Genomic DNA, 13177 nt, shown 5'->3' on the forward strand with positions numbered 1-13177 from the left:
CGTCAAACCAGACCGAATCCCGGACCAAAACACCCGACGCACCTCGCCCGGCACAGTCGGCCGACCAATACGAGCCATCCCACACCTCCACGAACAGGTGTTGCGATCAGCGCGTGATTGGAAGGGCCGATCAGCCGGTCAAGGCGTCCACTCGGCGAGTTCGGTGCCGGCTCGGGGCGGGCGGTCGCAGAGTCGAGTGAGATGACCGCTGCCTTCGGGATCCGGGACCGCTGCACGCCGCGCCGCAACCGACCCGGCGCGGCCCCTCTTCACCGGGCGCCGAGGGTCAAGCCCAGGCGCTTTCCCGTTCTGTCGCCGCATTTCCGCCCGGTCGCTCGTCGCCCGGTTGCCCGTCGCCCCGTTCGTCGCCCGGTCGCCCGTCGCCTGGTTGCCCGTCGCCTGGTCGCTCGTCGCCCCGTCACCCTGTTGCTGCGTTCCGGCCCCGTCGCCCCGTTGCTGTGTTCCCCGCCCCGTCGCCCGTCGCCCTGCCACCTTGTTTGCCGCGTTCCCGCTCTGTCTCCATATTCCCGTCCCGTCGCCCGCCGCCCCGTCACCCTGTTGCTGCGTCCCCGCCCGTCGCCCGGTCACCCTGTTGCAGCGTCCCCGCCCGTCGCCCGTCGCCCCGCGCCACCCTGTTGCCGCGTTCCCGCGGTGTTGCTGCGGGGCCGCGGTGTTGCTGCGGTCCTGCCCTGTCGCCGCGTTTCGCCCCGGACGGCTGCCCTTGCTGCGCCGCAGGTCAACGTCGGGCGGCGGGATCCCCGGGTTATGCGGGGACGGCTGACGGGGTGAGCGGCGGCGCAGCGCGACCCGGCCAGCTGCACCGTCCAGGTCCGGATCCTCTTGCTCGAAGCCGTTCGGCGTGATCTGTCCCGGCCGCCTCCCTCGATCCGCACGTCGTTGAGGCGTCCGCTCAGATCGGGCGCAACCGGCGTTCGGAGGGCCGAATCCGGTGTCGAGGTTCGCGGTTGGGTCCGATTTGAGCGGCAAGGCCGAGACCAGTCGCCGAACCAACCTGCGGGCTCAGTCAGACGCTCTGCGCCGGGTGGGCCGGTCGTGCGGGTCGCGCGGGGTGCCGAGGAAGAGGGGGAGACCGCCGTGCCAGTCGGGGGCCTGGCCGGCCAGCAACTGGGTCGGGGTCTGGCCGGAGATGGTGCGGCACTCGCGGGACAGGTGGGCCTGGTCGGCGTAGCCGGTCTCGGCGGCGAGCTCGGCGAGCTGCGCGTACGGGCGGCTCCGGGCCAGCCGCATGAACCGCTGCAGCCGGAGGATCGAGCGCAGGGTGGCCGGGCCGTAGCCGAAGTAGCGCTGGCTGCGTCGCTCCAGTTGCCGCTCGGTGATCGCCGTCTCGGCGGCCAGGTCGCTGATTCGCCAGTTCCGGCCGGCCAGGGCCATGCCGATCCGGCCGGCCCAGGGGTCGGCGTCGTCGGTCCGCCGGCGCAACTCGCGGGCGAGGTCCTCCAGTACGGCCACCCGGGTCGCCCCGTCCGCCGCCTCGTCCAGCCGCTCGGTCACGGTCCGGCCGAGCTGTGCGCCGGCGAGGTCGGCCAGCCCGGCGCGACGGTTCCGCAGCTCGTTCAGCGGGGTCCGGAACAGGTCGGCGACCAGGCCCGGCCGGAACCGGATCCCGACCGACTTCGTGCCCGGCGGCAGGGAGAAGGTCCAGGAGCTGGTGTCCGGCCCGCAGAGCACCACGCCGGCGCCCTCCAGCCACATCAGATCGATGCAGCCGTCCGGCACCAGGCGGTGGGTGCCCTCGATCTCGGCGGTCCAGGAGCAGACCAGCCGTTCGGCGAGATCCGGGGCCACCGCCCGGGGCACGTACCAACCCATGATTCGAACAGTAACCTCGACCACTGACGCCGGGCGGCGTGTACCGGGCCGCGCGGAGGCCGCGATCGCGTAGGCTCGCGACCATGGCGACCCGCGCGTCTTCCCCGTCGCGGTCTCGGACCACCAGCGGTTCCCGCTCCGGTTCGAACTCGCGGTCGAGCGGAAGCAAGAAACAGTCGGCGAGCAAGAGCCAGTCGACGAGAATGAGGAACGTGCCCGGAAAGTCTTCCGCACGGTCCCGTTCCGGACGAGGTTCGGCTCGGAGCCGGCAACCACAGCGTAGGTCGCTGCCGCAGGTGATCGGCGGCGGTCTGGCCTCGTTGTGGCTCGGCATCGCCCGCGGTCTGGGCAACGGCATCCGGCGGATCGGCAACGACGCCCGCGAGCTCGATCCTGAACTCCGGCGCGACGGCGTCGGGCTCTTCCTGGTCGGCGTCGCGGTGATCTTGGCCGCCCAGTTCTGGTTCGGCCTGCCGGCTCCGGTCGGCCCGGTGATCAAGACCGGCGTCACCAGCGTGATCGGAACGCTGGCGTACGCCGCTCCGCTGCTCTTCGGCCTGATGGCCTGGCGCACCCTGCGCCGCCCGGACCGGAACGGGCCGGCCGGCCGGCAGATGATCGGCTGGTCGGCGATCCTGCTCGGGCTGCTCGGCTTGATCAACATCGCCAAGGGCCTGCCGCGGACCGACCGGCCGGACCTGCTGCGCGAGTCCGGCGGCATCCTCGGCTACATCTCGTCGACCCTGCTGGCGGACCTGCTCACCGTGTGGGTGGCGGTGCCGCTGCTGGTACTGCTGCTGCTGTTCGGCCTGATCGTCGTGATCGGGATCCCGCTGCACCAGCTGCCGGACCGGATCCGGTCGCTGCGTGAGTTCATGCAGCGCCCCGGCGACGACGATGACGACGACGTCGCGTACGGCAGCGAGGAGCCGTACGAGTCCGTCCTGACCATCGAGGCCGAGCCGGCCCCGGCCGGCGAACTGACCACCGGCCGTAAGTCCGCGCCGGAGCCGGAACCCGAACCGGAACCGGACGAGTTCGGTGCCGACGAGCCGACCGTGATCGTCGACGAGCCGGGCGACCGCAAGCCGGTCACGGCCGGCCTGCCGCCGGGCGTGACGGTGCACGGCGAAGATCAGGATCTCGAACCGCCGATGCACACGCCGATCCCGCAGCGGGTCGAGCAGTTGCAGCTGTCCGGCGACGTGCAGTATCTGCTGCCGGACTCCGAGGTGCTGAAGCAGGGCAGCGTGCACAAGGCGCGCACCGAGGCGTCGGACTCGGTCGTGCACCGGCTGACCGGCGTCCTGCAGCAGTTCGAGATCGACGCCAAGGTGACCGGCTACACGCGCGGCCCGACCGTCACCCGCTACGAGGTCGAGCTCGGCCCGGCGGTGAAGGTGGAGAAGGTCACCGCGCTGTCCAAGAACATCTCCTACGCCGTGGCCAGCAACGAGGTCCGGATCCTGTCGCCGATCCCGGGCAAGTCGGCGATCGGCATCGAGATCCCGAACACGGACAAGGAAGTCGTCTCCCTCGGCGACGTGCTGCGGTCGAACATGGCCCGCAATGATCAACATCCGATGACGGTCGCCCTGGGCAAGGACGTCGAGGGCGGCTTCGTCACCGCCAACCTGGCCAAGATGCCGCACCTGCTGGTGGCCGGCGCGACCGGTTCCGGCAAGTCCAGCTTCATCAATTCGATCATCACGTCGATCATGATGCGGGCCACGCCGGACGAGGTCCGGATGATGCTGGTGGACCCGAAGCGGGTCGAACTGACCGCGTACGAGGGCATCCCGCACCTGGTCACGCCGATCATCACCAACGCGAAGAAGGCGGCCGAGGCGCTGCAGTGGGTGGTCCGCGAGATGGACCTGCGCTACGACGACCTGGCCGCGTTCGGCTTCCGGCACGTGGACGACTTCAACAAGGCGGTACGGGCCGGATCCGTCACCCCGCCCGAGGGGTCGGAGCGGGTCATCACCGCGTACCCGTATCTGCTGGTGATCGTCGACGAGCTGGCCGACCTGATGATGGTCGCGCCGCGCGACGTGGAGGACTCGATCGTCCGGATCACCCAGCTGGCCAGGGCCGCGGGCATCCACCTGGTGCTGGCCACCCAGCGGCCGAGCACCGACGTCGTCACCGGTCTGATCAAGGCCAACGTGCCGAGCCGGCTCGCGCTGGCGACCTCGTCGATGACCGACTCCCGGGTGATCATGGACCAGCCCGGCGCGGAGAAACTGGTCGGCCAGGGCGACGCGCTGTTCCTGCCGATGGGTTCCAGCAAGGCGATCCGGATCCAGGGTTCGTGGGTCAGCGAGACCGAAGTCCGTTCGGTGGTCAAGCACGTCACCGAGCAGCTGAAGCCGATCTACCGCGAAGACGTCACCGAGAAGCCGGAGAGCAGCACCAAGGTCGCCGAGGACATCGGTGATGATCTTGAACTGGTGCTGCAGGCGGTGGAGCTGGTGGTCAACCTGCAGCTCGGGTCGACCTCGATGCTGCAGCGCAAGCTCCGGGTCGGGTTCGCCAAGGCCGGCCGACTGATGGACATCCTGGAGACACGTGGCGTCGTCGGTCCCTCGGAGGGGTCGAAGCCGCGCGAGGTGCTGGTCAAACCGGACGACCTCGAAGCCGTGATGGAGAATCTCCGCTCTTCCTGATCACGCCGGTCCCGCGCGGTGGCGTGCGGGCCGGCGCTCGGCTCAGTAGGCTGCGCCGGATGTATTACATCGACTTCCTGACCGAGGTCCACCACCGGCACCGTCCGGGCGCCTACCTGGAGATCGGCGTCGCCAGCGGCAAGAGTCTTCGGCTGGCCGAGTGCCGTGCGGTCGGGATCGATCCCGCCTTCGCGATCACGGCTCCGCTGGACAACGACGTCGCCGTCTTCCGGACCACCAGCGACGAGTACTTCAACCGCCCGGATCCCTTGCAGGCCACGGGAGGACAGCCGTTCGAGCTGTCGTTCATCGACGGCCTGCACCTGTTCGAGTTCGCGTTGCGCGACTTGATCAACGCCGAGCGCACCTCCAGCCCGCACGGCGTGATCATCATCGACGACATGTTCCCGCGGACGGTGGACGAGGCGGCCCGGGTCCGGCACACCGATGCCTGGACCGGCGACGTGTTCTGGATCATCGACGTGCTGGCCCGCTATCGGCCCGGCCTGACGGTCGTCGGCGTGGACACCCAGCCGACCGGGCTGCTGCTGGTGTTCGGCCTCGACCCGTCCGACACCACGCTGGCCGATCACTACGACGAGATCCTGGCCGACTACCGGCGGGCCGACCCGCAGCCGGTGCCGGATCAGGTGCTGCAGCGTTCGATCGTCTTCCCGGCCGACCGGCTGCTCGAGTCCGAGCTGTTCGAGGCGACCCGCTCGGCCGAGACCCCGGCCGCGATCCAGGCGAACCTGCAGCGGGTCGCTGCGGCTCGCCTGGGCGCGGACTTCGTTACTGCGTAGGGGACTTGATCAACCGGCGGATCCGTCGGTAGACAGCCTTGGCCGTCCGGGGCGCGGTCAGCACTGCCGCCGAGCCGACCGGCTTGGCCGAGGGCTTCGGTGCTGCCGCGGCAGGCTTCGGCGCGGTGGGCTTCGCGACCGGAGCCTTCGCCGGTACGGCAGCGACCTTCGGCGGTACGGGAGCGGCCTTCGGCGCGGCGACCGGCTGCGGGATCACCTGCATCCGGCCGATCGGGGAGACGTCGAGCAGCAGGTCCAGCGGCGTCCGAGCGGTGCCGAACCGGGTCGACAGCCGGACCTGGCCGCTGAGCCCGGAGACGTACGCCTCGAGCACACCGACGCCGTCCTGCTCGACGATCCGGGCCGGCACCCGGAGACCGCCCAGCCCGATCTCGCCGGCGAGCTCCGTACCCGGTTCGGCCACGATCCGCGGCAGCGTCAGCCGCAGCAGGGTGCCCCGGGCCGAGTCGGTGATGCTCGCGTCCCCGGCCTCGGCCTGCTGGACCAGGCTGGCCCGGACGCAGCCGGCATCGAGATGCAGCCGGTCGTCGATCGTCACGACACCGACCGGCCGGCCGTCGAGCACCGCGCCGCTGGGCGCGCCGCCCCGGAGCGGCGCCTGGGCGCGGATCCCGATCGCCACCAGATCGCCGTACAGCTGATAGATGGCCGAATCCAGCGGCCGGCCGTTCCAGCCGGACCGCGGGTCGAGGTCGGCCTGCAGCCGTACCCCGCGGGCGCCGTCGGCATCGCCGGCGCTGAGCCACTGAGTGCGGGCCGGCAGGATCAGCTCAGCCCCGCTGGCCGGTTCGCGGACCCGGAGCACCCCGGCCGGTTCCGGATCGCCCGCGGCCAGGCCGGACACCCGGCCGGTTGCCTCGATCTGCAGCCGGCCGTCGGTCCAGCGCAGGGTCGGCCGATCCCAGGCCAGGCTCACCGGCTGGTGCTGCGTGTCCAGGCTGCGCAGCCGGTCCGCGACGGCGCCGGACAGCAGCGACGGATCGGAGGTCGGCTCGGGCTGCCAGCGGCCGCGCCCGCGAAGATCGAGGGCCGGATAGTCGGCCAGGACGGCGACCGCCGGCTCGGCGGCGAGCAGCGGCGCGCGGCCGCCCGGCAGGACGGCGACCGGAGCGGCCGTCGCGAGGCCGCGCCGGATCAGCACCGCCGGCTCCCGTACGGCAGCGGCCAGCAGGTCTTCGGTGGAGGCGGCGAGACCGAAGACGACCGGGTCGGTGAACGCACCCGCCAGCCCCACCGAACGCCCGACCACCAGGTCGGCCTCCGGCGCCTCGACGGTCAGCAGTTCCAGGGAGCGGGGGAGCAGCCGGTCCTCGGGCCGGACCGTCAGCACCCAGTCGCCGGTGGCCCGCCGGATCGCCGCCGCGGCCAGCTCGGCCTCCGACGCGGCGGTCTCGTCCGCGACGATCCGGAGATTCGGCCGTCGTCCCGCGCTCACCGTCGGTCCGGTCGCCTCGGGCCCGGCCGACGCCGGCACCGCGACGACGACCTCGAACTCGTCCAGCCGCAGCGACTGACGATCCAGCGAACCCAGCAGTCCGGCCAGGTCGGCCGGTTGGACGACAGGCACGATCACGCTGACTCTTGGTGTTATCGATCCGTTCACCTCAGGTGTCATGCCGCCTCATCCTGGCAGGACCCGCGGTGGATCGACAGCCGAACCACCGCGGGTCACGAGGTCAGCAGGATTCGAGGGGTGTCGCGTCAACGAGCCCGTACTCACTGCGGGCGTCCAGCAGCAACGGGATCAGGCCGCGGGCGGGCTGCCCGAGCGGCACCAGCCGGCCCTCGTCGGTCGCTTCGGACATCACGCCGTGCAGGGCCAGCGTCGGCTTCAGCTTCTCGTACTGCTCGCCGGTGAGTTGGTAGCCGCACATGGGGTGCGGCTCGACCTGGTCGGCATCGGTCGGGATCATGTCGTCCTGGCCGCCGAAGTAGATCACGCCCGAACCCTCGGCACCGGCCTCGGTCTGGCGTTCGGCCGCCGCGGCGGTCTCGCTGACCAGCAGGTCACGGTTCTCCTGGACCAGCTGGATGCTGCCCAGCGCGCTGTTGTAGTTGACCGTGACCCGGCGCCGGTTCAGCAGCGCGGAGTCGGCCTCTTCGGCGTCGTTCAGCGGCTCGTTCGCGGTCTCGCTGAGCATGCCGACGACGTTGGCCAGCCCGGCGTAGTTGCGCAGGATCCTGGCCTGGCTGTCCCCGGCGACCTGCAGGTACGGTTCGCCGTCCTTGATCAACTGCCCGTAGACGCCGGAGGTGTAGCCGAGCGAGGTGACCTGGGCCGAGGCGTAGTCCTCGCTCATCTCCTTGGCCAGGTCGTAGACACCGGGATCGACGTTGCGGTTGCGCGGCCACAGATGAAGCAGGTCGGTCGCGTAGTGCTCGCGCGGGCCGTACTCGTGCAGGTCGTTCAGCACGTCCGGCTTCCAGTCCCGGATCACCTCGAGCACCGCCCTGGCCTCCGGAGTCGCGGCGCCCAGGTAGTCCCGGTTCACGTCGGTGCCGTCGGCGTTGCCGCGGGTGTCGGCGACCCAGCCGTCCGGGTTGGCGTTGACGAACAGGACGGTGGTCCGTTCCAGGAACCGGGTCACCGCCGCGTCGCTGCTCAGGGCGAGATCGCGGGCCATTTGCAGGCAGGCCTCCCGGCCGGACGGCTCGTCACCGTGCACCGAGCAGACGAACAGGGCGACCGATCCCTTCGCCGCCTCGGCGACCGGCTTGGGCGCCGGCGCGCCGACCGAGACCAGCTGCAGCGGGCGACCTTCGGTAGTGCGGCCGATGTTCTCGACCTTCACCCGGTCGCTGGCCGAGTCGAGTGAGCGGTAGTAGCGAAGGCTCTGCGGATGGCTGGTCCAGCTGGCGCCGTTCGACTTCTCGAACGGGGTCGGCAGCCGGTCCCGCGGCGCGTCGGCGAGGGCTTGGGCGAGGGGCCGGTCGGCGCCGGCGCCCGGGTTGGGTTCGGCCTGCGCCGAGACGGCGACGGCAGTGGTGAGCAGGGCCGCAGTGGCGGCCGCCGCGAGAACGAATCGAGGTTTCATGGTGCAGGTCCCCCTAGTTGAGTGGTACGGCGGTGAACGTCACTCAAATTCGTCGGGCGGACCGTGTCAATGGCGCGGCGGGCCTCCCGCCCGGGGATTCTCGCCACGGCGCGGTTCTGCTGCCCGAACCACGGCGCGGGGAGCCCGGGTGAGCGATGCCGGAACCCTGGCGCGGCGCTGTCATACTGGTCCGGTCATGACTGCAGAAACCCGCCCCGACTCCCTGACTTCGGTTCACCTGATCACTCTCGGCTGTGCCCGGAACGAGGTCGACTCCTCCGAACTGGCGGCCCGCCTCGAGGTCGGCGGCTTCCGGCTGGTCGACGACCCCGAGGCCGCCGACGCGGTGATGGTGAACACCTGCGGCTTCATCGAGGCGGCCAAGAAGGACTCGGTCGACACGTTGCTCGCCGCCGCCGACCTGAAGACCGACGGCAAGGCCCAGGCGGTCGTCGCCGTCGGCTGTATGGCCGAGCGGTACGGCAAGGAACTGGCCGACTCGCTGCCCGAGGCCGATGCGGTGCTCGGCTTCGACGACTACGCGTCGGTGGCCGAGCGGCTGCAGTCCATCCTGTCCGGCAACCAGCACCAGGCGCACGCGCCGCGGGACCGGCGCACCCTGCTGCCGATCTCGCCGGTGGACCGGCAGGCCGCAGCCGGCGGCGCCGCGATTCCCGGGCACGCCCCGGCCGCGCCGGACCTGCCGACCGGCCTGGCGCCGGCCAGCGGTCCCCGGGTGGTCCGGCGGCGGCTGGACGGCGCGCCGTCGGCACCGCTGAAGCTGGCCTCGGGCTGCGACCGGCGCTGCACCTTCTGCGCGATCCCCTCCTTCCGCGGCGCGTACGTGTCGCGGACGCCGGACGAGATCGTCGCCGAGGCGCGCTGGCTGGCCGAGAACGGGGTCCGGGAGGCGTTCCTGGTCAGCGAGAATTCGTCCTCGTACGGCAAGGACCTGGGCGACATCCGGCTGCTGGAGCGGCTGCTCGGTGACCTGGCCGCCGTGGACGGGCTGGACTGGGTGCGGGTGTCGTACCTGCAGCCGGCCGAGACCCGGCCGACCCTGGTCCAGGCGATGGCGACCACGCCGGGCGTGGTGCCGTACTTCGATCTGTCCTTCCAGCACGCGTCGGCGCCGGTGCTGCGCCGGATGCGGCGGTTCGGCCACGCGGAGACGTTCCTGGGACTGATCGAGTCGATCCGGGCGCTGGCGCCGCAGGCCGGGATCCGCAGCAACGTGATCGTCGGCTTCCCGGGTGAGACCGAGGACGACGTCCAGGTCCTGTCCGACTTCCTGATCGCGGCCGGCCTGGACGCGATCGGCGTCTTCGGGTACTCCGACGAGGAGGGTACGGAAGCGGCCGGCTTCGACGGCAAGCTCAGCGAGGACGAGATCGAGGACCGGCGCAACCGGCTGACCGACCTGGCCGACGAGCTGGTCGCGGCCCGCGCCGAGGAACGGATCGGCGAGTCGGTCCGGGTGCTGATCGAGGAGGTCGTCGACGGCGAGGTGATCGGCCGGTCCGAGCACCAGGGCCCGGAGGTGGACGGCGCGACGACCGTCACCGGGCTGGCCGACGCGCGGCCCGGCATGATCGTCTCCGCGACCGTGGTCGGGACCGACGGGGTCGACCTGATCGCCGACGCCGGTGAGCCGGCGTGACTGCCGATCCTCCCGCCGAGGGTCGCGAGGCCTCGCCGTGGAATCTGCCGAACGCCCTGACGGTGTTCCGGATCATCCTGGTCCCGGTCTTCGCCTGGATGCTGCTGGCCCATCCTGATCAGCCCGGCTGGCGGATCGCGACGACGCTGGTGTTCGCGCTGGCGATCGGCACCGACTGGATCGACGGCTACCTCGCCCGGAAGTACAAGATCGTCACCAGCTTCGGCAAGCTGGCCGACCCGATCGCCGACAAGGCGCTGACCGGGATGGCGTTCATCGGGTTGTCGATCATCGGCGAGCTCTGGTGGTGGGTGACCATCGTGATCCTGGTCCGCGAGTGGGGGATCACGGTGATGCGGTTCGTCATGCTGCGGTACGGCGTGATGGCGGCCGGTCGCGGCGGCAAGATCAAGACCGTCGTCCAGGCCGCGGCGTTGATCATCGCGTTGCTGCCGCTGCCCGGCTGGGCGCTGCCGATCTCCTGGACCGTGATGGGCGCGGCACTGGTGCTCACGGTGATCACCGGCATCGACTACGTCCTGGAGGCGCGCCGGCTGCGGGCCGCCGGGAAGCCAGCCGAGTGACCGACCTCGCCGACCAGCTGGCGGCCGCGGTGATCGCCCGGCTGACTGAGCGGGGCGAGACTCTGGCCACCGCCGAGTCGCTGACCGGCGGCTCGCTCGGCGCCCTGCTGACCGGCGTCCCGGGCGCCTCGCAGGCGTACCGCGGCGGACTGATCGTCTACGCGACCGACCTCAAGGCCGCGTTGGCCGGGGTGTCCGACGAGACCCTGGCCCGGGACGGCGCCGTCGCTCCCACGACCGCGACCGAACTCGCGACCGGCGCCGCCCGCCGCTGCGGCGCGACCTGGGGCCTGTCCACGACCGGGGTGGCCGGACCGGACCGGCAGGAAGGTCATCCGCCCGGCACCGTGTTCGTCGGGCTGGCCGGTCCCGATCGGCCGGCCGAGGCGCACCGGCTCGCCCTGACCGGGGACCGGGCCGCGATCCGCCGGCAGACCTGCGCGGCGGCGCTCGAGTTGCTGCTGGACCGACTGACCGGAATCCAGCGCACTTCGCCCTGATCCGGCCGGGCCGGCCCGATTCCGGCGAGGCGCGCTCGATTCCGGTCACGATCTCGGAATGCGGGCGGCTCGCGTGGTGTTCGGGAGTGGTGTGCGTGAGTTGTCGGACGGGGTGGGTAGAGTTTCGGTATGCGACCGGAGGATTCGTTGAGGCCAGTGCTGATGCGCGAGTTGATCGGCGAGTCCTTGCGTGAAGAACGGGTCGGGCAGGGCAAGACGCTGCGCGAGGTCTCCAAGGAGGCCCGAGTCAGCCTGGGCTACCTGTCCGAGGTCGAGCGCGGCCAGAAGGAGGCGTCCAGCGAACTGCTGGCCTCGATCTGCGGCGCCCTGGAGCTCCCGTTGTCGGTCGTGCTCGGCACCGTGAGCGAGAAGATGGCCCGCCAGGAACTGCTGGCCAAGGTGCCGACGATTCGCCCGGTGGCGAGCGTCGCCGCCGCCTGATTCCGGTCGTTTCAGTACCCGGTGAACGGATTGAGGATCTGCCGCCCCCAGAGCAGATTTCGCTGAGCCTTGGTCAGCCTGGCCAGATCCGACACCTCGTTCCAGCCTTGGGTGATCACCTCGACCTGATGGTCGACGATGTCGCGTGCCTCGGAGCGGCTGAGCCCGTACCCGCGGCACGCGTCGAGGCAGGCGGCGAAGGTGCTGTCCCGCTGCCCTTCCCAGCCGAAGGCCATCGCCTGTGCTGAGGTCTCGCCAGACCTCGGTTGCGGGCACAGATCGAAGGCCGGCGTGAGGTCGAGCGTCTCGCCGTTCCAGAAGGCCGCGTGGTTGCGAGCATGATCATCGTTGTTGCCGATCGCCACGTTGAACACGATGCGTTCGAAGAGCCGTCGACCGACCTCCGGATCGGCGCCGTCCGCGCGCAGTACGTCCAGCAGTTCCGGGTACGTCGCGTACCGGCCCTCCATCTCGTCCAGGCCGAGCATCGTCAAGGCGGACACGATGAGACGACGCCCGCCGTCGCCGAGTCGATCGAACCGCTCGACGAGCAGCACGTCCTTGCCCAGCGAGGAGACGAGGGACGAGCCCGGCACGTCGATGCCCACCCGGCGGGCGAACTCCAGGGCCAGTGCCTCTGCGTTCACGACCGGATAGTGATCACCGGCCGAGGAGAACTTGGCGATGTGCCGTGCCTCGCCATCGTTGACCAGTGCCTTGGGCCGAGCCCCGCCGATCGACGTGCCGCGGATCAGCGCCGCCGCGAGCTCGTCGCTGAGGGGGAATCCCTGCTGAAGGGCGTCGGCCGCCGCATGCAGTTCGTCGAGCGAGGCGCTCGAGCCGCGGGCCTGGTACGAGTCCGGACTCCGTTGGAAGTCCAGACCGCCGATGCGGTCGGACCCGGACTCCAGGAAGTAGGTGAGTTGATCAAGGTCGCCCGGGTCGGCGTCTCGGCCGTGCTGCCCGAGCAGGCGTTCCAGGATGACCCGCTGACCCCACGAGTCGGGTCCGGCGTCACGGAGGACCGAGGCCACGGAGAGGTTGCCCTTCGGGTCCTGCCACCCCGGCCGGAGCGGCAGCTCCGGGGTGTAGAGACTGATGGCATCGGACCGTTCGAGGTAGCTGCGGCCGTAGCCGAAGCGATATCGGTTGGCCTGCCGCTGGACCCGACCGGCGACGACCGGCTCGCTGTGATCGGGAAGCCACACCCAGACGTAGGCGTCCGTCCGGTCAGAAGTCGAGGCCATCGTCGTCCTCACCGCGCCGAGGCGCGTACTCCCGGCTGGGGATCAGAGCAACCCGCTCCTCGCCCCGCCGACGAAGCCGGGCCAACCCTTCGTTGTCGGTCCCGAACAGCTGCAGCCCGACCACGGCGGCGGCGCTGAACACGGTGCCGACGGCAACTCCGGGGCTGCCCCGCTCGATCGTCGTCACGGTCCGGGCGGTGACTCCGATGCGTGCTCCCAGATTGGCGGCGGTCCAGTTCCGCTCGTGCCGTGCCAGCCGGATCTGCGATCCGAGGACCGCGAGCGCGTCAGCGGCCGCGCGCGTGGGTACGCTCTCCTTCTTCGCCATCTGAGCTCCTATAAAACGTCACTAGAGCCAGTCTAGTGACATTTTATTGTCAATGGAGC

At 70.9% G+C, this 13177-nt stretch carries 11 protein-coding genes; 6 read left to right on the forward strand and 5 right to left on the reverse strand.

Annotated elements, in window-relative coordinates; all coding sequences use genetic code 11:
* Positions 1-1020 precede the first annotated feature (1020 nt).
* Positions 1021-1830, reverse strand: a complete 810-nt coding sequence (locus ACFQU4_RS35810) for a DUF6597 domain-containing transcriptional factor (RefSeq protein WP_377501564.1) — start codon at positions 1828-1830, stop codon at positions 1021-1023.
* Positions 1831-1913: 83 nt separating this feature from the next.
* Here ACFQU4_RS35810 and ACFQU4_RS35815 point away from each other — a divergent pair, with 83 nt between their 5' ends.
* Positions 1914-4499 carry a DNA translocase FtsK gene (locus tag ACFQU4_RS35815; protein WP_377501566.1) on the forward strand — a complete coding sequence of 862 codons (2586 nt, stop codon included), beginning with the start codon at positions 1914-1916 and terminating at the stop codon, positions 4497-4499.
* 59 nt (positions 4500-4558) lie between these two features.
* Positions 4559-5302 carry a class I SAM-dependent methyltransferase gene (locus ACFQU4_RS35820; RefSeq protein ID WP_377501568.1) on the forward strand — a complete coding sequence of 248 codons (744 nt, stop codon included), beginning with the start codon at positions 4559-4561 and terminating at the stop codon, positions 5300-5302.
* Here the strand turns inward: ACFQU4_RS35820 and ACFQU4_RS35825 are convergent.
* Positions 5292-6896 (reverse strand): hypothetical protein, encoded by a 1605-nt coding sequence (locus ACFQU4_RS35825; RefSeq protein WP_377501570.1) that lies wholly within the window; start codon positions 6894-6896, stop codon positions 5292-5294. The two genes, ACFQU4_RS35820 and ACFQU4_RS35825, sit on opposite strands and share 11 nt — an antisense overlap.
* A 103-nt stretch (positions 6897-6999) precedes the next feature.
* Positions 7000-8358 carry a M14 family zinc carboxypeptidase gene (locus ACFQU4_RS35830; RefSeq protein WP_377501572.1) on the reverse strand — a complete coding sequence of 453 codons (1359 nt, stop codon included), beginning with the start codon at positions 8356-8358 and terminating at the stop codon, positions 7000-7002.
* Positions 8359-8554: 196 nt separating this feature from the next.
* Between ACFQU4_RS35830 and rimO the strand changes: the two genes are divergently transcribed.
* From rimO to ACFQU4_RS35850, 4 genes are all read left to right on the forward strand, one after another.
* Complete coding sequence (rimO, locus tag ACFQU4_RS35835) at positions 8555-10018, forward strand: 30S ribosomal protein S12 methylthiotransferase RimO (RefSeq protein ID WP_377501574.1); 1464 nt, start codon at positions 8555-8557, stop codon at positions 10016-10018.
* On the forward strand, positions 10015-10602 hold the full coding sequence (gene pgsA / locus ACFQU4_RS35840) for a CDP-diacylglycerol--glycerol-3-phosphate 3-phosphatidyltransferase (RefSeq protein WP_377501576.1): 588 nt from the start codon (positions 10015-10017) through the stop codon (positions 10600-10602). Before rimO ends, pgsA begins: the two co-directional genes overlap by 4 nt.
* The gene (locus ACFQU4_RS35845; RefSeq protein ID WP_377501578.1) at positions 10599-11102 is read left to right on the forward strand and encodes a CinA family protein; all 504 of its coding nucleotides are present in this window, start codon (positions 10599-10601) and stop codon (positions 11100-11102) included. The genes pgsA and ACFQU4_RS35845 overlap by 4 nt, the downstream gene beginning before the upstream one ends.
* Positions 11103-11231: 129 nt before the next feature.
* Positions 11232-11543: a helix-turn-helix domain-containing protein gene (locus ACFQU4_RS35850; RefSeq protein WP_377501580.1), complete on the forward strand. Its 312-nt coding sequence runs from the start codon at positions 11232-11234 to the stop codon at positions 11541-11543.
* An 11-nt stretch (positions 11544-11554) separates the two neighbouring features.
* Here the strand turns inward: ACFQU4_RS35850 and ACFQU4_RS35855 are convergent, their stop codons facing one another.
* Together ACFQU4_RS35855 and ACFQU4_RS35860 are read right to left on the reverse strand one after the other, a co-directional pair.
* Positions 11555-12790 (reverse strand): type II toxin-antitoxin system HipA family toxin, encoded by a 1236-nt coding sequence (locus ACFQU4_RS35855; protein ID WP_377501582.1) that lies wholly within the window; start codon positions 12788-12790, stop codon positions 11555-11557.
* Positions 12774-13118 (reverse strand): helix-turn-helix transcriptional regulator, encoded by a 345-nt coding sequence (locus tag ACFQU4_RS35860; RefSeq protein WP_377501584.1) that lies wholly within the window; start codon positions 13116-13118, stop codon positions 12774-12776. Before ACFQU4_RS35860 ends, ACFQU4_RS35855 begins: the two co-directional genes overlap by 17 nt.
* Positions 13119-13177: the final 59 nt, after the last annotated feature.

It is taken from the genome of Microlunatus sp. GCM10028923 (assembly GCF_042666975.1).
In the GTDB taxonomy this organism is placed as follows: Bacteria; Actinomycetota; Actinomycetes; order Propionibacteriales; family Propionibacteriaceae; genus Microlunatus.